The sequence below is a fragment of the Mycobacterium sp. 236(2023) genome, assembly GCF_029623955.1.
GTDB lineage: Bacteria > Actinomycetota > Actinomycetes > Mycobacteriales > Mycobacteriaceae > Mycobacterium.
On sequence record NZ_JARSBP010000004.1, the window covers coordinates 323,024 to 342,166 of the forward strand.

Here is a 19,143-nt window from a genome sequence, read left to right on the forward strand (position 1 = left end):
CCGGAGTACCTTCCTGGCATGAAGTCGCTGGTGTGGGAACGGGTCACTCCCCACGTGATGCGGTGCCGGCTTCCGTTCTGCGATGTCACCGTCGGCGTCGTCCACAACGACGGCGAAGCGCTCGTTGTCGACACGGGTACGACGCTTGCCGAGGCGCGGGCGGTGGCGAACGACGTCGCGGCGCTCACCGGCAGCACGGTCAGGCATGTTGTGTTGACCCACAACCATTTCGACCATGTGCTCGGGCATTCGGTGTTCGCGGGGGCCCGTACCTACTGTGCTGCCGACGTTGTACGGACGATGACGGACGACAAGACTCTGCTGCGCGCCGATGCCGTCGATCACGGCGCCGATGCGAGTGAGGTGGACGCGGCGCTGGCCGTGCTGAGCGCGCCGCCGCTGGCGGTGACCGAGGCCGTCGTCGGGCTCGGGGACGACGTGGTGGTGACGGTCAGCCACCCGGGGCGAGGGCACACGGGCCACGATCTCATCGCCGTGGTCTCCGACGGGGACCGTACGGCAGTCTTCTGCGGCGACCTGGTCGAGGAGTCGGCGGACCCGTGCATCGACGAGCACTCCGACGTGGCTGCCTGGCCGGCGACACTCGCGCGGATCCTGACGGCCGGCGGTGAGTCCGCGGTCTTCATTCCGGGCCACGGTGCGATCGTCGACCCGGCATTCGTGCGACGGCAGGCCGACTGGCTGGCTCGTCAGCTGCCGTGATCAGCCTCCGGACGGGGCCATTGAGGGCTGCTCAGCGCGCCGGGCGGAGGACGCATCCGGTCCAGGATTGCCCGCAGCGGTGACCAGGCCGAGCGGCCCGCCCGGGTCACCGCGTATGCCGTCAGGGTCACGTCCGGGTTGTGCAGGGGCAGGACGGAAACACCCGCGCCGGTCGGCCTGCCGAGGGGGAGCAGTCCCACCCCGTAGCCCGCGACGATGAGGTCCTCGACCAGATCGAGGCTGTCGATCTGGTGCGCGATGGTCGGCGTGAAGCCGGCGAGCGACGCCAGAGTGCGTACCGCGGTCTCGTCAGCGGTGTTGCGGGAGTTCACGATCCACGTCGCGTCGGCGAACGCGGTGAGTCCGGCCGCCTCGGGGGTGTCCGAGGGCACGCCCAGACCCCACCCGATCGACCACAGCGGCATGGCTTCGAGGCTCGCCGCGGGTGACGCCGGGGCGAGGTTGTAGTCATAGGTCAGCGCCAGGTCGAGGTCGTCGCTGTTGAGCAGGGTGAACGCCTCGATAGGTTCGTACTCGCTGATGACGACGTCGACGTCCGGATAGCGATCGGAGAGGTCGGCGATGATCGGCAGCAGCGACACCCTGATGCCGGTGGCGAACCCGCCGACGCGGACGGTGCCGGCGGGTTCGGAGTCGGGATCGAGGTCGCGGCGCGCACCGTCGACCGCCGCGAGGATCGTCACCGCATGATCGGCGAGGCGCCTGCCGGCAGGGGTCAGACGCACACGGCGGCCCTCGGGTTCGATCAGCTGCGCGCCGGTGTCGCGAGCCAGTGCAGCGATCTGCTGGGACACCGTCGACGTCGTGAGGTGGTGCTCATCGGCCACCGCGCGCATCGAACCGAGCCGCGACAGGGCCAGGAGCAGTTCCAGACGCCGTGTGTCCATGCGGGAATTGTCCCCAGTCGGAGGCAACGGAGTCGGTAAGTTCGCCACATGACCGACCTGACCGTCGATGTCACCGACGGCGTCGCGGTACTCACGCTGAATCGGCCCGCCCACCGCAACGCCTACACCGGCGAGATGGGCGCATTGCTCAACGCCGCATACCGGGAGTGCGACGACGACGATGACGTGCGCGCGATCGTGCTGACGGGGGCCGGTGATTCCTTCTGTGCCGGAGCGGACTTCTCGGCGCAGGAGAGTCCGTTCGCGGCCGCCGATGACGCGTTCACGGCATCGCCCACGAACCCCGCCGCTTTCGAGCTCCGCACCCCGGTCGTCGCGGCGGTCAACGGCCACGCGATCGGGATCGGGCTGACGATCGCGTTGCAGGCCGACGTGAGGGTCATGGCGGTCGGCGCCAAATACGCTGTCGCGCAATCACGTCGCGGCGTCATCGGGGATTGCATGTCGCACTGGACGCTGCCCCATCTGGTGGGCGGCTCGGTCGCTGCCGATCTCCTGATCACAGGGCGCACGTTCGACGGCGCCGAAGCCGCCGCGATGGGAATCGCGACCCGTGTGGTTCCCGCGGCCGACGTCCTCGGCGAGGCGATGTCGATCGCGCGCGACATCGCCGCCAACGTCGCCCCGATGTCGGCGGCGCTGAGCAAGAGATTGCTCTGGGACACGATGATCAACGGCTACCGCCCGCGTCAGGTGGCGCAACTAGAGACGGCGTTGCACCACCGGGTGATGGGCAGCGCCGATGCGCGTGAGGGGGTGGCGGCGTTCCAGGAGCGGCGTGCCCCGCGCTGGACGGCGTCGGTGTCTCGGCAGTGGGCGGCGCTGCCGGACGTCGAGGACTAGGTGCAACGAATTGGTCCTTCGCTAAGCGACCCGTCCAAATGCCCCGCGGTCTGGTGCGCGCTGACACACTGGCGGGATCGTGAACGAATCATGGGTCCGCGGGGACGCGACGGGTCTGGTGTTTCCCGCCCATCCCGACGCGCTGCGCGACAGCGGTATTCGATTCCTGGGCGAGGCGTTTCGCGCGTGGGGTGTGCTGGGCGCCGACAACGACGTCGCGCGCATCGACCGGTTCGAGGAAGTCGGTGGCGGCAGCACCGGACGCAAAGCGCTGATGTCGGTGCGCTACGAGAAGCCGCATCCGGGCCTGGCCACGGAACTGTTCGTCAAGTTCTCCCGCGATCTCGACGACGAGACCCGCGATGCCGGCAGGACGCAGATGGAATCCGAAGTCCGGTTCGCGGAGCTGACTCGGGCATCCGGCTTCCCCATCGCGGTGCCCGCCACGCAGTTCGCCGACTATCACCGCGATTCGGGGACGGGGGTGTTGATCAGTGAACGGATACCGTTCGGCACCAAGGGAATAGAGCCGCAGTACCTCAAATGCCTCGACTACGAGATGCCCGAGCAGTTCGAGCATTACCGGGCGGTGGTCGTGTCACTCGCCCGGCTCGCGGGGGCTCATCGTGCCGGTGTGCTGCCTGCCGCGCTCGTCGACCGCTTCCCGGTCGACCTGCAAGCCGCCACGGTGGGGCAGCGACGTGTGCTGACCGCCGATCAGCTCGACCGCAAGCTGGCCCGCCTGGTCGATTTCATCGCCGAGCACCCGGGGCTGTTTCCCGGCAGCGTCGGCGCACCGGAGTTGTCCGGCCGGCTGATGCGCGAGGCGCATGCCGTGGTGGCGGCCGAACCGGCGATCTGGCGGTTGTTGGCCGGCGCGACCGACCACATCGCGTTGTGTCACTGGAACGCCAACGTCGACAACGCGTGGTTCTGGCGCGACGCCGACCAGACGCTGCGGTGCGGGCTGATGGACTGGGGCTGCGTGAGTCAGATGAATGTGGCGATGGCGCTGTGGGGTGCGCTGTCGGCGGCCGAAACCGGCCTCTGGAACGCCCATCTCGACGATCTGCTCCGAGTGTTCTGCGCCGAGGTGCGTGGCATGGGCGGTCCGGAGCTCGACCCCGATCTGTTGCGCCCGCAGTTGGCGCTGTATGCGGTGTTGATGGGGGTGACGTGGTTGCTCGACGTACCCGCCCGAATCCGTTCCCGGGTGCCCGATCTCGACGGTGACACCGCGCGAACCGACCCACGCATCAAAGGCAACGAGGCTGTGCGCGCGCCGCTGCAGATGCTCGTCAACGTCTTGAACGTCTGGGGCGGATTCGACATCGGGGAGCTGGTCCGTCGACTCGCCGGGCACGACAGGATTGCCCATACCGTTCACGATTCATGAACGGTATGTCTAAGAAAATCACGTGGACCGCAACGGTCGGTGTCCCGTTCAATTGCAGTCATGGCAACAGATCAGGCCCGCACCGGAGCCCTCATGGCGGTGGGCTCGATGGTGTGCGTCCAACTCGGGCTCGCGATCGTGGTCGGGCTGATCGACGACATCGGCGTCGAGGGCGCGGCGTGGTTGCGCTTGGCGTGGGCCGGCGTCCTGTTCCTGATCATCGTCCGACCCCGTCGAGCTGCGTTCTCCCGCAACAGCTTTCTGATGTGTGTACTGCTCGGGGTCGTCACCGCGGGGATCACGGTGCTGTTCATGGCCGCGCTGGACCGCATCCCGTTGGGCACCGCGAGCGCCTTGGAATTCCTCGGACCGCTCGGCGTCGCCGTGGCCAGGGGGCGGGGACAGGGCCGATGGGTCTGGCCGGGACTGGCGGCGGCCGGGGTGCTGCTGCTCACGCAACCGTGGAGCGGGAACGTCGACCTCGTCGGCGTCGCCTATGCGCTGTGTGCCGCAGCGTGCTGGGGCTTCTACATCGTGCTCACCCAGCGCGTGGGCGACGAAGTCGCCGGCATCAACGGCCTGGCCGTGTCCATGCCCGTCGCGGGGTTGGTCGCCTCACTGATCGTGGGCCCCGGAATCGTCGACGTGCTGACACCGCAGATCCTGCTCATCGGCCTCGGGCTGGCCATCCTGCTACCCGTCGTGCCGTTCGCGCTGGAGCTGATGGCCCTCCGCAGGCTCACCACCGCGGCGTTCGGCACGCTGATGGCGCTCGAACCCGCACTCGCGATGCTGCTGGGCTACGTGATCCTGCACCAGGCCCCCGGTGTGCCGGGCATCGTCGGCATCGTCTTCGTGGTGGCTGCGGGCGTCGGTGCCGCCCGCCGCGGGTCCAGGGCGGCACCCGTACCGCTGGAAGTGGGGTAGCCGCGGCTACCGTGGATGTCATGGCGAGCGGACTGTACGGAACCCGCGCGGTGGACCTCTTCAATGCGGTGGTCGCCCGGCTGATCGATGCCCCGGTCGTCGGACCCTTCGTGCGCCGCGGCATGGTCGAAATCCGGTACGAGGGCCGACGATCGGGCCGGACGTTCCAGACCCCGATCTACTACCGGCGGACCTCCGACGGCGTGATCATCACCGTGATGGCGCCCGACTCGAAGACCTGGTGGCGCAACTTCTCCGGCGACGGCGCGCCACTGACGTTGATGAATTTCGACGGCGCCGATCGCGCCGGCCACGCCGTCGCGACCCGCAACGAGCGGGGCCGGGTCACGGTGAAGGTGGCGCTCTAACCCTCGAATTTCTTACGCCGCCACAGGGTTCCGAAGGCGAGCAGCACCAGGCTCACCACCAGGATGGCGGTCGCCAGCACGTTGATCTGGGGTGGCACCGCGGCCTTCACCGCGGCGTTGACGTACAGCGGATACGTCACTTCCGAACCGCTGACGAAGTACGTGATGATGAAGTCGTCGAGCGACAGCGCGAACGACAGCATCGCCGCGGCGACGATGCCGGGCACGATGAGCGGCAACGTCACCTTGAAGAACGTCCGGGCCGGGCTCGCACCCAGATCGAGTGACGCATCCTCCAGCGTCCAGTCGAATCCGCGGACCCGCGCGCGCACCGTCATGGCGATGAAGCTGACCTCGAAGGCGATGTGCGACAACAGGATCGTCGTGTAGCCGGCAGCAGTGTTGAGGTCCAGGAACAGCGTGAGCAGCGCTGCACCCATCACGACCTCCGGTGCCGTCAGCGGCAGCACCAGGAACGTGTCGACCGCACGCTGGCCACGCCACCGCTGGCGCACCAGCGCGATGGCCACCAGGCTGCCGAGGACGATCGCCACCGCCGTGGATACCGCGGCCACGTTGAGACTCAGGACGAGAGCGTCCGTCAGCGGTGGGTACTTGAACGGGTCGAGCCAGTTGTCGAGCGTGAAGCCCTGCCACGTGTAGTTGAACTTGCCCTCGGGCTTGTTGAACGAGAACAACACGATGACGAAGATCGGCAGGAACAGATACAGCAGCACCAGCCCGGCGGCGACCCGAAGCATCAGGTCGCCCCAATTCGGCCCGGTGCGAACCTTTTTCGGTGCCGGATCCTGTTGCGCGGCGGTGGCGATCGCGGCGCCGGCCTGCGTCGTCATACGAGGTCCTCCGTGCCCAGCGCCCGCGTGTAGAACAGCACCCCGACGAGGATGAGCAACATCAGCCCGAGGCTGAGCGCGGCCGCCGCCGGATAGTCCTTCACGACGAGGAACTGCTTCTGGATGACGTTGCCGATCATCGTCGTCTGCGTACTCCCCAGATAGTCGGCGTTGATGAAGTCACCGACGGCGGGGATGAACACCAGCATGCTGCCCGCCAGCACACCCGGCATCGCCAGCGGCAGGACCACCTTGCCGAACGCGCGCGGCGTGGACGAGTACAGATCCTTGGACGCTTCCAGCAGCCGCGGGTCGATCTTCTCCAGGCTGACGTAGAGCGGCAGGATCATGAAGATGATCCAGTTGTAGGTGAGCCCGCCGATCACCGCCCAGCTGGTGGACAGCAGCCGTCCCTCGTCGGGAAGCAGCCCGATGGTGCCCAGCGCCTGCACCACCCAGCCCTCGTCGGCCAGGATCGTTTTCCACGCGATCGTGCGGATCAGGAACGTCACGAAGAACGGCAGAATCACCAACCCGAGGATCAGGTTCTTGAACCGCCCGGCCTTGAACGCGATGACGTAGGCCAGCGGGAAGGCGAGCAGCAGACACAGGATCGTCGCGACGAACGCGTAGCCGAACGACCGGAAGATCTGTTCCCGGTAGAGCGTGAACGCCTCGGCGTAATTGCCGAAGTCCCACGCGAACGACAGCGTCGGCATGAACACCGACCCCGCGGTCTCCGACAGCGACGTGCGCGCCAGCGAGAAGAACGGCACCACGAAGAAGATCGCGAGGTACGCCAGCGCCGGCAGCACCATCAGATACGGGGCGATCTTGCTCCGTTGACGGCTGCTGGAAGCGACACCTGCCATGGCGTCAGCCGCCGGTGACGGCGGCGTACGCGGTGTTGTACTCCTGCGTCTGCTCGTCGGTCAGCGCGGCCCAGCCCTTGGACTTGGCCAGGACGTCGGCGGGCGGGTTGATCAGCGGGTTGTTGGCCGATTCCGGATCGATCTTCTCGAGTTCCTCGGTCATGTCCGACAGCACCGGGATGTACTGGACGTAGGACACCAGCTTGGCGTAGTTCACCCGGTCGTAGACGTAGTCGATCCACGCCTCGGCGGCCTTCTGGTTCTGGGTGGTGTACGGGATCACCATCGTGTCGACGAACGTCGTCGCGCCCGACTCCGGAACGATGAACTGCAGGTCCGGGTTGTCGGCCTGCAGCTGCACGATGTCACCCGAATAGGCCTGGGCGACAGCGATGTTGCCGGCCGCCAGGTCGTCGGCGTAGTCGTTGCCGGTGAACCGGCGGATCTGGCCGGCGTCGTTCTGCTCGCGCACCAGGTCGACGGCCTGCTGGACGGACTCGGTGGACGGGTTCTCCGGCGAGTTGCCCTGGGACAGCATGATCATGCCGAGGCCGTCCTGGGCGTCGGAGAACAGGCTCACGCGGCCCTTGAACGCCGGGTCCCACAGGTCGTTGATGCTCGTGATGTCGCGGCCCGTCGCCGCCCGGTTGTAGGCCAGACCGACCAGGCCGGACATGTAGGGGGCGCTGAACTCGCGGCCCGGGTCCACGCTCGCTTCGAGAAGGTCGGGGCGGATGTTCTTCATGTTGGGCACGGCGTCGTGGTTGATCTTGTTGAGCCACCCGAGCTGGTTCAACCGGACAGCCAGGAACGTCGTCGGTACGGCGAGGTCGGCGCCGATGTCCTGCTTGCGCGACAGCGGCTCCTTGACCTTGGCGAACCACTGCTCGTTGTCGTTGAGGTCTTCTTTGTAGTCGACCGTGATGCCCGAAGCGGTCTGGAACGCGGCGATGAAACCGTCGGCCATGTACAGCGGCCAGTTCGAGATCCGCAGCGTGCCGCTGGCGGGGCCGCCGTCATCCGTGCTGCCGCTGCCTGAGGAGCCGCTGTCCGACGAGCCGCACGCCGCCAGGAACGACGAGCCCAGCGTCAAACCGGCGGCCGCCGCCGCGCTGCCACCGATGAAGCGGCGGCGCGAGGTCCGGCTTGCCGTCATCCGGGCCAACAGTTGGGGATTGATCTCACGGGACATGGCGATGCAGGCCTTTCGTCGGCTCCAGGGAGGGGGATGGGGTCGCGCGGGCGTGATGGAAAATCAGGAGTCGTCGAGCATCTCTTCCAGGTCCTCGGTGGTGGGAATGTCGTCGCCCGGCAGCACCAGGGACGCATCGGTGGCCCAGCTGACGTACACTTCGTCGCCGGGGCGCAACAGCGGCAGATCCTGTTCCGGCCCGACGTGGGCGATCACCGTCGACTCGTCGGGTGCGGCCATCGACAGGCGAACCACCGGACCTTGGAACGTCAGGTCCGAGACCGTCGCGCGCACTCCCGCGACGTCACCAGTGGGGGCATCCATGCTGACCCGGATGCGTTCGGGTCGCACCATCAACGTCGCGTGCCCGCCGGGTTCGATCGTCGTTTCGCCCGCCCGTGCCTTCAACGTCGTGCCGAGCACGTCGATCTCGACGAAATCCCGGTTCGCGCGCCCGGTTTGGCGGCCCGCCCACAGATTGGCCTGGCCGATGAAGCTGGCGACGAACACCGTCGCCGGCCTGTCGTAGATCTCGGTGGGGGTCCCGATCTGTTCGACGTTGCCCGCGTTCATGACGGCGATGCGATCGCTCATCGTCAGCGCTTCCTCCTGGTCGTGGGTCACGTAGATGAACGTGATCCCGACCTCGCGCTGAATGCGTTTGAGCTCGAACTGCATGACGTGGCGCAGCTTGAGATCGAGGGCGCCCAGCGGTTCGTCGAGCAACAGCGCGCTGGGGTAGTTGACCAGGGCTCGGGCCAGCGCGACACGCTGTTGCTGACCCCCGGAGAGCTGGGCGGGCTTGCGCTCGGCGAAGTCGGTGAGCCGGACGATCTCGAGGAGCTCGTCGACGCGCTTGCGAACCTCTCCTTTTCCGAGCTTCTTGCTGCGCGGGCCGTAGGCGACGTTGTCCCACACGGTCATGTGCGGGAACAGCGCGTAGTGCTGGAAGACCGTGTTGACGTTGCGCTTGTTGGGCGGGGTCTTCGACACGTCCGCGCCTTCGAGCCGGATCGCGCCTTCGGTCGGTGTCTCGAATCCGGCGATCATCCGCAGAGTCGTGGTCTTGCCGCAGCCCGACGGGCCGAGCATCGAGAAGAATTCGCCGGACGCGATCGAGAAATCGGCGTCGGCGACGGCGACGTAGTCGCCGAAACGCTTCGTCACATGGTCGATCTCGATCACCGGACCGCCCTTGGCGCGGGTGGTCGCGGATGCCGCCGTCGTGTCTGCAGCGGTGGTGTGTGTGCCGGTCAGGGCGGGTCCTCCTCGGGTGCAGCCTCCATGGCCGTGGATAAACCTTCGCGGATCGCGCGGTCACGCGCAAGCGATTCCGCAACGAATTTACATTTCCACAATGGAATCCGCTGTCTAACGGACCCGTGATCGAGAGAATCCGCGGAGGAGGGCGCGCTGCACTGTCGCCTGACCATCCCGGCCGGCACCGTACGTTGTTGCGATCTCAAGTGTGGCAGCAGGCACAGTGGAACCGGGGCTGTTTACGCCCACGCATGCCTGGGGTAGGGAGATGAGCATGGCGGCAGTTGATGTGGCGGTGACGTCCGATCTGAGTCCCGAACGCGCGTGGAAGCTGGCGTCGGATCTTCAACGATTCGACGAATGGCTGACCATCTTCGGCGGTTGGAAGAGCGAAGTGCCCTCCGAGATCGACGTCGACACACAGGTGTCATCGCTGATCAAGGTCAAAGGTTTCCGCAACGTCATCCACTGGCGCGTGACGCGCTACGACGAACCGAAAGAAATCGAGCTCGTCGGCAGGGGCCGCGGCGGCGTGCAGATCACACTGACGATGAAGGTCGAACCGGATGAACGCGACGGCTCCGAGTTCCGCGTGATCGCTGATTTGTCGGGCGGACTGCTCAACACCCCCGTCGGAAATGTCGTTGCGCGCGTCATCAAGGGCGACGTCGATCGCTCGGTGCGCAATCTCGCCGAACTGCGCTGAGGGCTGGCATTTAGCCCCACTCGTGGTTCATCGCGCGCGATTCGTAGCGCGCCTCCTCTGATTCCTCGGCTTCCGGGTGCCTGCGGGTCGGGCGAGTCGCAGCGATGAGCAGGATGACGAGCACGGCCGTACCGGCTCCGCCGACGAAAATGATCGTGAAGCTGCTCTCCGAGGGCACCCCGGATGCCGTCGTGCGCCCGAGCAGCACCGCGACCAGCGCTGCCGCCGTCGAACTTCCGATGGTGCGGGCGATCGCGTTCATGCTCGTCGCGACACCTGTCTCGCCGGCCGCGCTGTTGCCGACCACCAGCGCGGGTAGCGCGCCGTAGCCGAGGCTGATGTAGGCGTTGGCCAGGATGTTGGCGACGATGACCTGCCACACCGAGTCGTGGACGAACGCGATGAGCAGGAATCCGACGATGCCCGCAACCGCGGCGACGATCAGCACCGCCCGCGCACCGAAACGGTCGATGAAGCGCCCACTGACGAGCGCGACGACGAAACCGGTTAGTGCGCCGGGCAGCAGGAAGACGATGCTGGCTTCCAAAACCGTTGCGCCGAAGCCGTATCCCGCCTCGCTGCGCTCGATCTGGACGAACTGCGTCAGACCGAGAAAGGCGAAATACAACCCCATTCCGACGAAGATCGTCGCGAGGTTGGTCAGCAGCATCGACCGCTGCGCCAGCATCCGGATGGACACCAGCGGACGCGACGCGCGCCGCTCCCAGAACCACCATGCGATGAGAACCGCGACCCCGCCGCCGGCGCCGGCGATCGTCCGCGGGGAGCCCCAACCCCACGAATTGCCCTGGGTGATGGCCAGCAGAATCGCGGACAGGCCGACTGCGAGGCCGACGGCCCCCAGCCAGTCGATCGATCCCGTCCCACTGCGCGGGCGGTTCGGCGCCAGGCCGACGACGATGCCGATGACGACGACGGTGAACCCGGTGGTCAGCCAGAACACCCTGTGGTAGCCGGCATCACCGCTCATCAGCAGACCCACCACTACGAGCCCGGTGCCGCCGCCGAAACCCAGCGTGCCCGACAGCACCGCCATCGCCGACACCATCCGGTCGGGGTGCAGCTCCTCGCGCAAGATAGCGATGCAGATCGGATACAGCGCGAACGAGGCGGCCTGGAGCACCCGCGCGACGATGAGCAGAGGCAGCGACGAGGTGACCGCGGCCAGGATCGAGCCGGCGAGCACGACGGCCAGCACCCCGAGCAGCACCCGCTTCTTGCGGTACAGGTCGGCGAGACGCCCGATCAGCGGTGTCGCCGCGGCGGCGGCAAGCAGGTTGGCCGTCACCGCCCAACTGACGGCCACTGTGGAGGCGCCGAGTTGATCGGCGATCACGCCCAGCACCGGCACCACGGCGGTCTGCAGGACGGCGACGGTGAGTACGACGATGCTCAGCCCGATGACGAGGAGGCGGGGGCGCCGGACCGTCTGCCCCACATCGCTCCGATCGTTAGTACACCTTCAGTTCTCCTCGATTATGGCGCTTGGCCCAACAGCGACGGCAACCGGTCGAGGGGGAGCCGGGGGGAGCGGTGCCCGTCGCGGCCGACCATGTCGGCGTTGACGACGAGGGCGTTCAGCACGGCTTCCTCGACGCTGTGCACGACCGCCGTGTACAGATCGTCCATCCGTCCCCATGGCAGGAAGGCGATCGAGCCGATCTCGTTGTCGTCGACCGGGCCCAGGGGGAAGGCGCTGGCCAGGTCCGGTACGTCGGCGGTGGAGAAGGCCAGGAAGATGTCGCCGGAGAAGTGGCTGCCGGCGGTTCCGGTTCTCGCCAGTCCCAACGGGACCCGCCGCGCCAGCGCCTTGCACTGGCCCGGCAGCAGGGGTGCGTCGGTGGCGACGATCGCGATGACCGATCCCGCGCCCGGCGGAGCGCAGTCGAGATCGCGGGCGAACCAGTCGCCGTCGAGCGGATTGTCCTCGAGCAGGCTCGGTCCGACGTGATGTCCCGCGATGGTCAATTCGGCGCGCGACCCGAAGTTGGCCTGGACGAAGGCGGCGACGGTATAGGTGCGGGATCCGTACGGGACCAGGCGCGACGCAGTCCCGTTGCCGCCCTTGAAGTCGTAGCAGTTCATCCCCGTCCCGCCGCCCACCGAGCCCTCGCCGACCGGTCCGCTGTCCGCGCTGTCGAGTGCGGCCTGCACGTGCTCGGGCCGTACGTGGCCACCGTTGATGTCGTTGAGGTAGCCATCCCATGTCTCGGCGCACACGGGCAGCAGCCACTGCCGGGCCAGCCGCGGTGCGACCCGGTTGGCCCACTGCACCACGCCGGTGTGGCAGGCGCCGATCGCGTGCGTATTCGACAGCACGACAGGCAGGTTGAACGATCCCACCTCATCGATCCACGTCGTCCCGGTCATCTCGCCATTGCCGTTGAGCGAGTACCAGCCGGCGGCACACGGCGCGCCGACGCCGGCCCGTCCGCGGGGCAGAATGGCGGTGACCCCGGTGCGCACCGGGCCCTGTCCGACAACGAGCGGTCCGTTGCCGTCGACGAGAGTCGTGACGCCGACCTCGACGCCGGGGACGTCGGTCAGCGCGTTGAGCCGTCCGGGCGTGCCCGGCAGCTCGATTCCGGCGCCGCGGGCGCGCGGCCGGCCGTCGGGGGTGTGGGTCGAGAAATCGGGTTCGGTCACGTCGGCAATCATGCTGCGGGAGGGCACCGGGGTCGAGCCCGGCGCCGCGTGGTCGAATATGGCCATGTCGCAAGGAACCTCGAACGACGTGTTCAGTGGGCACCGGCCGTCCGGAGCGGGCGATCTGTCGGTCGAGACGCACGGCATCGCGCCGGTCCCCGGGTCGCAGCGTTACGGCAGCCCGGGCCGGCTGTTCACGGTGTGGTTCGCACCGCAGGTCAACATGACGGGCATCTTCACGGGCACGCTCGCGATCGTCTTCGGCCTCGGCTTCTGGCTGGGCATGCTGGCAATGATCATCGGCACCGTGCTCGGTGCCTTGGTGGTGGGATACCTGTCCACGTGGGGGCCGCGCACCGGGGCCGGTCAGCTGCCCAACGCGCGCATGGCTTTCGGTGGAACGGTCGTGGTTCCCGCTGCGCTGCAATGGCTTTCGTCGATCGCCTGGGACGCCCTGGTCGGGCTGTTCGGCGGGGAGGCGTTGGCGGCGCTGCTCGGCATCCCGTTCTGGTCGGCGGTGCTGATCGTGCTCGCGGTGCAGGGGGTGGTCGGGTTCTTCGGATACGAGCTGATCCACCGACTGCAGGCGGTGCTGACCGTGGTGCTGTTCGTGACGTTCGTGGTATTCGCGGCCAAGCTGGTCGGCGGCCACGAGGTCATCGTCCCGGCGACGGTGACCGGGCCGGATCTGGTCGGTGCGTTCGTCCTGGAGGTGACGATCGCGTTCAGCCTGTCCATCTCGTGGGCCACGTACGCCGCCGACTTCAGCCGTTATCTGCCCACCGGGGTGTCGACGACGCGCGTATTCGCTTTCACCGCCGCCGGATTGGCCGCCGGCTACGTCTTCGTGCAGGGCGTCGGCATCGCTGCGGCGAGTGTGGTCGGAGAGCACACCGTCGACGGCGTGCGGGAGGTGATGGGTGGCGGACTGATCGGCGGGCTGGCATTGCTGGTGATCGCCGTCGCCTCGATCGGCTCGGGCGTGATGAACGACTACAGCGGGTCGCTGGCGCTGCAGACCATCGGGGTCCGGGTGCGGCGCCCGCTGTCCGCGGTCATCGTGACCGTGCTGGCCTTTGTGCTCATCTTGTGGTTGCACGCCGCGGACACCGCGCAGCGATTCACGGATGTGCTGCTGCTGGTCAGCTACTGGATTCCGGCGTTCGTCGCCGTCGTCGTGATCGACTGGCGGCTGCGTGCGGCGGGCCGGCGCACACTCGACCCCACCGTGGAGACCGCCGCCAGGAACGACGGCGTCGCCGCGCTGATCGCCTTCGCCGTCGCTTACGCCGCGGCGATCCCGTTCATGAACACGACCCTGATCCAGGGTCCCGTCGCGCTGGCGTGGCATGGCGCCGACATCGCGTACTTCGTCAACGGTCTGGTGGCTGCGACGCTCTACGGTGGATACCGGTTGCTGACCCGGAAAAGCGCTGCGGCTCTCTGATTCACCGCCCCGGGATCGGGGTATTGACACACTCGCAAAGGCTGCGTCGGAAGGAAGATCATGCGCCCCTCGACCCTTGCCAAGACGGCGGCCGGCTCGTTCGCCGCGGCTGCGGCCGGTGCTCTGGCGACCCGGCCCGCCGTGCAGTCGTCGTGGTACTCCCGCCTGAAGAAGCCCGGCTTCCAGCCTCCGCGGCAGGCGTTCCCGATCGCGTGGAACATCCTGTACTCCGACATCGCCGCGGTGTCGGCATCCACCCTGGACACGTTGAACGATCGCGGCGACACCGACGCGGCCCGAAAATACACGGGCGCGCTCGCCGTCAACCTCGTGCTGAACGCTGGATGGAGTTGGGTGTTCTTCAACCGCCGGAAGCTGGGCGCTGCAGCACTGCTGTCCGGTGCGCTGACGGTCAGCAGTGCCGACCTGGCACGCAGGGCGGGCTCGGTCGACCCGAAGGCGGGGGCGGCGCTGGCGCTCTATCCCGCGTGGTGTGGATTCGCCACCGCGTTGTCGACGCGGATCTGGCAGCTGAACCGCTGAGGGGACTCTCGTGGCCGGGCAGCAGGAGGAGACCGAGGAGCGGCAGCGGCTGGCCGATCGCATTCTGAGCGTGTTCGAAGACGCCATCTATTGGGCGATCGCGGTGATGCTCGTGATCGGTTCGGGCGCTCTGCTGGTCAGCCAGTTCAATACGATGCTGCGCCTGCGCAATACGCCGACGAACACGATCATGCTGGAAATCCTCGACGGACTGCTGCTCATCTTCATCTTCGTTGAGTTGCTCTACGCTGTGCGGACGTCGTTGCGCTCCCACGAGATCGTCGTCGAACCGTTTCTCATCGTCGGGATGCTCGCCGCGATCAAGGAGATCGTCGTGCTGTCGGTGGAGGCGGCGACCCTGCTCGAGAAAGGGCCCAACTTCGCGCGCGCCGTGGTCGAGATCGGCGTGCTGGGCGCCGTTGTGCTGGTCCTTGCTGTGGCGGCGTACATCTTGAGGGGACGCCGTCCGGGCCACGAAGACGCGGGCACGAAGGCTGTCAAGGACGAGTCGGACGCCCCGACGTAAAGATCGATCGTGTCGCGCGGTCTACTGAGACGGTGCAGCACAGCAGCGACGCCGCCGAGATCGCGGCGTATTTCACCGAGGCGGCCGGGACGTACACGCCGAGCCGCTACGCGCAGAGCCACTGGGGCGAGGACCATCTGAACGGTCCCGCCATCGTCGGGTTGGCCGCGCGCGCTCTTGAGCGCGAGTGCGGGTCCCCGCAGTTCCGCCCGGCCCGGCTGACGGTCGATCTCTTCCGCGCCGCTCGTAACGTCCCGACGACCCTCGACATTCGGGTGGTCCGCGACGGTCGCCGTGTTCGCAGTGCGGAATGCGATGTGATGCAGGACGATCGCCCGGTCGCCAGGGCCACCCTCGTCCAGTACCGGCCGTCGGCCGCGCCTCCCGGGACGCTGTGGCGCTCAGAGCAGACGTTCGGGGGCTCCCGGGGGGTGCCACAGCCGGACGACACCATCCTGCCGTTCGTGGGCAGCGACGATGTCGGGTGGACTCGCTCGCCGGCCGAGCACCAGAATGCGTCGCGCAAGCGGTTCTTCAACGACGGGGTCAGAGTTGTTGCCAATGACCAGAATTCGCCGTTCGTGCGGTCCGCGATGGTCGCCGAGGCGACCAGCCTCGTGACGAACCTCGGTAGTGACGGCGTCGGTTACATCAACGGTGACCTGACGGTGGCGTTGTCGCGGTTGCCGGTCGACGACTGGGTCGGCATCCAGGCCGACTCCCATCACGCCGCCGACGGCATCGCCGTGGGCACCGCGACGCTGTTCGACAGTCTCGGTCCCTTCGGGGCGGGATTGACGACGGCAATCGCCAATCCCGCTGCTCAGATCGACTTTTCGACGCGCCGCTTCAGCGTCGGGGACATCAACTACGAGTAACGGATCAGCCTGCCGCGCGGGCCATCGGTGCCAGCCTGGCGGCGTCGATCGACTCGAGGATCTCGCCGCTGCGGATCGCGATATTGGACAGCAGTGACGAGGTGAGGCCGTGCGTGTGTTCGGTATTGCCCTGGATGTACAGGGAACCGGCCGTCGGAGGATCGGTGGTCAGTCGATAGTCGCGGGTCACGACGGGCTGGCCGTTCTCCTGCACCAGGGCGGGATAGAGATCGCCGAGAATCCCGTGCAGCGATGCCGGGGCGAACCCGGTGGCGTAGATGACTGCGTCGCAATCGATCTGGTCGATTTCGCCGCTGGGGTGGTGCAGGATGTCGACGCGGACGCCGTCGTCGTGCTCCTGGGTGGCACAGATGCTCGATGCTCCGCGCAGGAACAGCCGCCGGTCGTCGGCGACCCGCTCCGCGTACTCTCGGGCGTACAGGTCTTCGATGAGGGGGAGGTCGACCGCCGAATAGTTGGTGCTGCGGTGGTAGTCGATGAGTTGGCGCCGGACACCTGGTGTGGCGGAATAGAAGTCGTCGACGGCATCGGGATCGAACACCCGGTTGGCGAACGGGCTGTCGTCGGCGGGGCTGTAGCCGTACTTGGCGAACACGCCGTGCACCTCGTTGTCGGAGGTCAGATCGTGCAGGTAGGCGCAGACCTCCGCCGCGCTCTGGCCGGCACCCACGACGACGAAGCGATTGTGCTTGCGCGTGGGGAGGCGCTCAAGGTCGTGCAGGAAACCGTGGTTGTGGATCTGGCGTGGGGAACGGACGACGCCCGGCGGCAGGTGCGGCTCGATCCCACCGGCGATCACGACGTTGCGCGCACGCAGGCTGCCGGTCTGTCCGCCGCAGATCTCGACCTCGAAGACGCCGTCGACCTCGCGGATCGACGTGACGCGCGAACCGTATCGAACCGACGCCTCGACCTTGTCCGCCGCCCACGTCAGGTAGTCGTGGAATTCGAGGCGGGTGGGGAAGAACGTCTTGTAGTTGATGAACTCGGTGAGCCGTCCCCGTTCGGTCAGATAGTTCAGGAACGTGAATTCACTGGTTGGATTGCGCTGCGTCACCAAATCTTTGAGGAACGAGATCTGCATCGTGGTGCCGGGGAGCAACATACCTGTGTGCCAACCGAATTCATCTTTCAGTTCCACGAATTCGGCGGTGATCGGCCTGCTGGCAGTCTCATTGTGTTCCCGCACCGCCACCGCCAGCGCGAGGTTGGACGGTCCGAAGCCGACCCCCACGACGTCGAGAATCTGATGATGTCCGTTGGTGGACAACGCGTCGTTGGTCGTCATCACGCTCCTGCCATCTGGTTGACAGCCCCGGGTACAGGCTGGGACGGGTCGGATCCGAGCGCCACGATCCGGTTGTCGGAATCGACGTGGACTACCTTGGGTTGGTGGTCGTGAGCGCGGGATTCGTCGATCTGCAGGAATGACATGATGATCACCAGATTCCCCGGTGAGATCAGATGTGCTGCAGCACCATTGATTCCGATGACGCCGCTACCGGAAGCTCCGGTGATGGCGTAGGTGACGATGCGGGCGCCCGTCGTGATGTCCACGACGTGCACCTGCTCGCCTTCGATGATTCCCGCCGATGTCATCAGATCGGCGTCGATGGTGATCGATCCCACGTAGTGCAGATCGGCCTGGGTCACCGTGGCCCTATGGATCTTTCCTCCGAGCAATGTTCGCTGCATCCGGCCTCCTTGGCTCGCTGCCGCCCCGGCGGGTAGTGAGGTCCGCTCGCCGACATGACGGCATCAGTGATGTCGCTTAGCGAAGGCTAACTTATTTTCGATGGCGCGCAAGGCCTCCGGTGCGGGCCAACGGGCCAAAGTTGTTGTGCCACTTATGCCACTGGGAGATTGCTGTGTATTGACTGTCCAGAAAATAGCGAGGCGGGTGAATCTGGGTGAAGGCAGCCTAAGCTAAGGTTTTGGCGCAACGTTCTTGAAGAACGACGCCTAATGAAGGGATTTGCGCGTGAAGCAGCAACATGGGGGGCGATATCGGGCATTCGCGATTGTCGCGACGTTACTTCTCGCCATCGGCGTATTGAGCGCCTGCGGTTCTGAGCAGGTGAGCAGTCCACAGGTCGATGCGGTGAAGATCGCCCACAAGTTCGGTGAGACCGAGGTGCCGGCCAATCCGAGCCGGGTGGTGACGGTGGGTTGGACCGATCAGGACTTCGTCCTGCCGTTCGGTGTCGTCCCCGTCAGTTCGCGAGAGTTCTTCGAGGAGTACGACAATTACCCCTGGGTCAAGGCGGCAACGGACGGTAAAGGTGTGCCCACCTGGGGTGCCGATGAGATCGATTTCGAGGCGATCGCCGCGGCGAAGCCGGACCTGATCTTTGCCATCTACGAGAGCATCGACCAGGAGACCTACGACCGGTTGTCCCAGATCGCGCCGACCGTCATCCAGTCGGCTGACTACGCCGACGAGGAAACCCCGTGGGACGTCCAGTTGCTCACCACCGGTAAGGCGCTGGGCAAGCAGGACGAGGCGGAGAAGCTGGTTGCCACGGTGCAGGGCCGCATCGACGAAGCGCGCAAGGCGAATCCGCAGTTCGACGGTAGAACCCTGGTGGTGGATTTCGGGCCGGAGAACGGTGGACACTGGCTGCTTCCGGAGAACGATCCGCGCCGATCACTGTTCACGGCGCTGGGTTTCAAGACTCAGGACGTGGACGGCGACGTGAGCGAAGAGAAGCTGGACCTGCTCGACCGCGACGTGCTTTTCGTCAACGGTGCCACCAAGGAGCAGATGCTTGCATCGCCGGCATTCGCCAGGCTCGGTGTCGTTCGTGATGACCGCACCCTGTACACCACTTTCGAATCCAATCTCAGTGGTGCGCTGACCTACAGCGGTCCGGACGCACTGCTGTACGCACTGGATGTGTTGACCCCGCAGCTCGCCAACGCGGTCAACGGTCGGCCGGTCGCAGACCTGTCGAACGCCTGACACCTCTCCACATACGTTTCCGAGCCCCG

General features: G+C 66.6%; 20 protein-coding genes. 11 read left to right on the plus strand and 9 right to left on the minus strand.

The genetic code is table 11. The features are described from left to right. Nucleotides 1-18: 18 nt before the first annotated feature. Nucleotides 19-723 (plus strand): MBL fold metallo-hydrolase, encoded by a 705-nt coding sequence (locus P9A17_RS18600; protein ID WP_278040172.1) that lies wholly within the window; start codon nucleotides 19-21, stop codon nucleotides 721-723. On the opposite strand, the gene P9A17_RS18605 is transcribed toward P9A17_RS18600, so the two are convergent. Further along, a complete protein-coding gene (locus P9A17_RS18605; protein ID WP_278040173.1) occupies nucleotides 711-1,631 on the minus strand; it encodes a LysR family transcriptional regulator in 921 nt (306 codons plus the stop codon). The genes P9A17_RS18600 and P9A17_RS18605 overlap by 13 nt on opposite strands. Nucleotides 1,632-1,679: 48 nt before the next feature. Between P9A17_RS18605 and P9A17_RS18610 the strand changes: the two genes are divergently transcribed. From P9A17_RS18610 to P9A17_RS18625, 4 genes are all read left to right on the plus strand, one after another. Beyond that, complete coding sequence (locus P9A17_RS18610) at nucleotides 1,680-2,495, plus strand: enoyl-CoA hydratase-related protein (RefSeq protein WP_278040174.1); 816 nt, start codon at nucleotides 1,680-1,682, stop codon at nucleotides 2,493-2,495. A gap of 79 nt (nucleotides 2,496-2,574) precedes the next feature. Then, nucleotides 2,575-3,891, plus strand: a complete 1,317-nt coding sequence (locus P9A17_RS18615; protein ID WP_278040175.1) for a hypothetical protein — start codon at nucleotides 2,575-2,577, stop codon at nucleotides 3,889-3,891. 60 nt (nucleotides 3,892-3,951) lie between these two features. After that, nucleotides 3,952-4,818, plus strand: coding sequence for an EamA family transporter (locus P9A17_RS18620; protein ID WP_278040176.1), 867 nt, complete (start codon nucleotides 3,952-3,954; stop codon nucleotides 4,816-4,818). Nucleotides 4,819-4,838: 20 nt separating this feature from the next. Further along, nucleotides 4,839-5,186 carry a hypothetical protein gene (locus tag P9A17_RS18625; protein WP_278040177.1) on the plus strand — a complete coding sequence of 116 codons (348 nt, stop codon included), beginning with the start codon at nucleotides 4,839-4,841 and terminating at the stop codon, nucleotides 5,184-5,186. Here P9A17_RS18625 and P9A17_RS18630 read toward each other — a convergent pair. The 4 genes from P9A17_RS18630 to P9A17_RS18645 form a co-directional block, all read right to left on the minus strand. Continuing rightward, nucleotides 5,183-6,040 carry an ABC transporter permease gene (locus P9A17_RS18630; RefSeq protein ID WP_278040178.1) on the minus strand — a complete coding sequence of 286 codons (858 nt, stop codon included), beginning with the start codon at nucleotides 6,038-6,040 and terminating at the stop codon, nucleotides 5,183-5,185. The two genes, P9A17_RS18625 and P9A17_RS18630, sit on opposite strands and share 4 nt — an antisense overlap. Beyond that, nucleotides 6,037-6,912: an ABC transporter permease gene (locus P9A17_RS18635; RefSeq protein WP_278040179.1), complete on the minus strand. Its 876-nt coding sequence runs from the start codon at nucleotides 6,910-6,912 to the stop codon at nucleotides 6,037-6,039. Before P9A17_RS18635 ends, P9A17_RS18630 begins: the two co-directional genes overlap by 4 nt. A 4-nt stretch (nucleotides 6,913-6,916) precedes the next feature. Further along, nucleotides 6,917-8,104, minus strand: coding sequence for a spermidine/putrescine ABC transporter substrate-binding protein (locus tag P9A17_RS18640; RefSeq protein WP_278040180.1), 1,188 nt, complete (start codon nucleotides 8,102-8,104; stop codon nucleotides 6,917-6,919). Between the two features lie 63 nt (nucleotides 8,105-8,167). After that, nucleotides 8,168-9,289: an ABC transporter ATP-binding protein gene (locus tag P9A17_RS18645; RefSeq protein WP_278040181.1), complete on the minus strand. Its 1,122-nt coding sequence runs from the start codon at nucleotides 9,287-9,289 to the stop codon at nucleotides 8,168-8,170. A gap of 349 nt (nucleotides 9,290-9,638) precedes the next feature. Between P9A17_RS18645 and P9A17_RS18650 the strand changes: the two genes are divergently transcribed. Continuing rightward, nucleotides 9,639-10,070 (plus strand): SRPBCC family protein, encoded by a 432-nt coding sequence (locus P9A17_RS18650; RefSeq protein ID WP_278040182.1) that lies wholly within the window; start codon nucleotides 9,639-9,641, stop codon nucleotides 10,068-10,070. A gap of 10 nt (nucleotides 10,071-10,080) precedes the next feature. On the opposite strand, the gene P9A17_RS18655 is transcribed toward P9A17_RS18650, so the two are convergent. Both P9A17_RS18655 and P9A17_RS18660 read right to left on the minus strand, forming a co-directional pair. Beyond that, entirely contained in the window at nucleotides 10,081-11,529 is a 1,449-nt protein-coding gene (locus P9A17_RS18655) for an MFS transporter (protein ID WP_278040183.1), read from the minus strand. Nucleotides 11,530-11,567: 38 nt separating this feature from the next. Beyond that, nucleotides 11,568-12,749: a P1 family peptidase gene (locus tag P9A17_RS18660; RefSeq protein ID WP_278040583.1), complete on the minus strand. Its 1,182-nt coding sequence runs from the start codon at nucleotides 12,747-12,749 to the stop codon at nucleotides 11,568-11,570. 46 nt (nucleotides 12,750-12,795) lie between these two features. Between P9A17_RS18660 and P9A17_RS18665 the strand changes: the two genes are divergently transcribed. From P9A17_RS18665 to P9A17_RS18680, 4 genes are read left to right on the plus strand one after another with little or no spacing between them, the layout of a single operon-like run. Continuing rightward, a complete protein-coding gene (locus P9A17_RS18665) occupies nucleotides 12,796-14,184 on the plus strand; it encodes a cytosine permease (protein WP_278040184.1) in 1,389 nt (462 codons plus the stop codon). A gap of 60 nt (nucleotides 14,185-14,244) precedes the next feature. Then, nucleotides 14,245-14,727 (plus strand): TspO/MBR family protein, encoded by a 483-nt coding sequence (locus tag P9A17_RS18670; protein WP_278040185.1) that lies wholly within the window; start codon nucleotides 14,245-14,247, stop codon nucleotides 14,725-14,727. A 10-nt stretch (nucleotides 14,728-14,737) separates the two neighbouring features. Continuing rightward, complete coding sequence (locus P9A17_RS18675) at nucleotides 14,738-15,253, plus strand: phosphate-starvation-inducible PsiE family protein (protein WP_278040186.1); 516 nt, start codon at nucleotides 14,738-14,740, stop codon at nucleotides 15,251-15,253. Between the two features lie 32 nt (nucleotides 15,254-15,285). Further along, complete coding sequence (locus tag P9A17_RS18680; protein ID WP_278040187.1) at nucleotides 15,286-16,131, plus strand: acyl-CoA thioesterase domain-containing protein; 846 nt, start codon at nucleotides 15,286-15,288, stop codon at nucleotides 16,129-16,131. Between the two features lie 4 nt (nucleotides 16,132-16,135). Here P9A17_RS18680 and P9A17_RS18685 read toward each other — a convergent pair whose 3' ends face one another. Together P9A17_RS18685 and panD are read right to left on the minus strand one after the other, a co-directional pair. Then, nucleotides 16,136-17,440, minus strand: coding sequence for a SidA/IucD/PvdA family monooxygenase (locus P9A17_RS18685; RefSeq protein ID WP_278040188.1), 1,305 nt, complete (start codon nucleotides 17,438-17,440; stop codon nucleotides 16,136-16,138). Then, nucleotides 17,440-17,847, minus strand: coding sequence for an aspartate 1-decarboxylase (gene panD, locus P9A17_RS18690; RefSeq protein WP_278040189.1), 408 nt, complete (start codon nucleotides 17,845-17,847; stop codon nucleotides 17,440-17,442). Before panD ends, P9A17_RS18685 begins: the two co-directional genes overlap by 1 nt. A gap of 382 nt (nucleotides 17,848-18,229) precedes the next feature. Here panD and P9A17_RS18695 point away from each other — a divergent pair, with 382 nt between their 5' ends. Beyond that, on the plus strand, nucleotides 18,230-19,114 hold the full coding sequence (locus P9A17_RS18695) for an iron-siderophore ABC transporter substrate-binding protein (protein ID WP_278040190.1): 885 nt from the start codon (nucleotides 18,230-18,232) through the stop codon (nucleotides 19,112-19,114). Nucleotides 19,115-19,143 lie beyond the last annotated feature (29 nt).

What these genes read in the sequence shown, in the direction of transcription:
- P9A17_RS18600 (WP_278040172.1), top strand. Translation starts at nt 19, where the DNA reads ATGAAGTCGCTGGTGTGGGAACGGGTCACTCCCCACGTGATGCGGTGC.
- P9A17_RS18605 (WP_278040173.1), bottom strand. Translation starts at nt 1,631, where the DNA reads ATGGACACACGGCGTCTGGAACTGCTCCTGGCCCTGTCGCGGCTCGGT.
- P9A17_RS18610 (WP_278040174.1), top strand. Translation starts at nt 1,680, where the DNA reads ATGACCGACCTGACCGTCGATGTCACCGACGGCGTCGCGGTACTCACG.
- P9A17_RS18620 (WP_278040176.1), top strand. Translation starts at nt 3,952, where the DNA reads ATGGCAACAGATCAGGCCCGCACCGGAGCCCTCATGGCGGTGGGCTCG.
- P9A17_RS18625 (WP_278040177.1), top strand. Translation starts at nt 4,839, where the DNA reads ATGGCGAGCGGACTGTACGGAACCCGCGCGGTGGACCTCTTCAATGCG.
- P9A17_RS18630 (WP_278040178.1), bottom strand. Translation starts at nt 6,040, where the DNA reads ATGACGACGCAGGCCGGCGCCGCGATCGCCACCGCCGCGCAACAGGAT.
- P9A17_RS18635 (WP_278040179.1), bottom strand. Translation starts at nt 6,912, where the DNA reads ATGGCAGGTGTCGCTTCCAGCAGCCGTCAACGGAGCAAGATCGCCCCG.
- P9A17_RS18640 (WP_278040180.1), bottom strand. Translation starts at nt 8,104, where the DNA reads ATGTCCCGTGAGATCAATCCCCAACTGTTGGCCCGGATGACGGCAAGC.
- P9A17_RS18650 (WP_278040182.1), top strand. Translation starts at nt 9,639, where the DNA reads ATGGCGGCAGTTGATGTGGCGGTGACGTCCGATCTGAGTCCCGAACGC.
- P9A17_RS18660 (WP_278040583.1), bottom strand. Translation starts at nt 12,749, where the DNA reads ATGATTGCCGACGTGACCGAACCCGATTTCTCGACCCACACCCCCGAC.
- P9A17_RS18665 (WP_278040184.1), top strand. Translation starts at nt 12,796, where the DNA reads ATGGCCATGTCGCAAGGAACCTCGAACGACGTGTTCAGTGGGCACCGG.
- P9A17_RS18670 (WP_278040185.1), top strand. Translation starts at nt 14,245, where the DNA reads ATGCGCCCCTCGACCCTTGCCAAGACGGCGGCCGGCTCGTTCGCCGCG.
- P9A17_RS18685 (WP_278040188.1), bottom strand. Translation starts at nt 17,440, where the DNA reads ATGACGACCAACGACGCGTTGTCCACCAACGGACATCATCAGATTCTC.
- panD (WP_278040189.1), bottom strand. Translation starts at nt 17,847, where the DNA reads ATGCAGCGAACATTGCTCGGAGGAAAGATCCATAGGGCCACGGTGACC.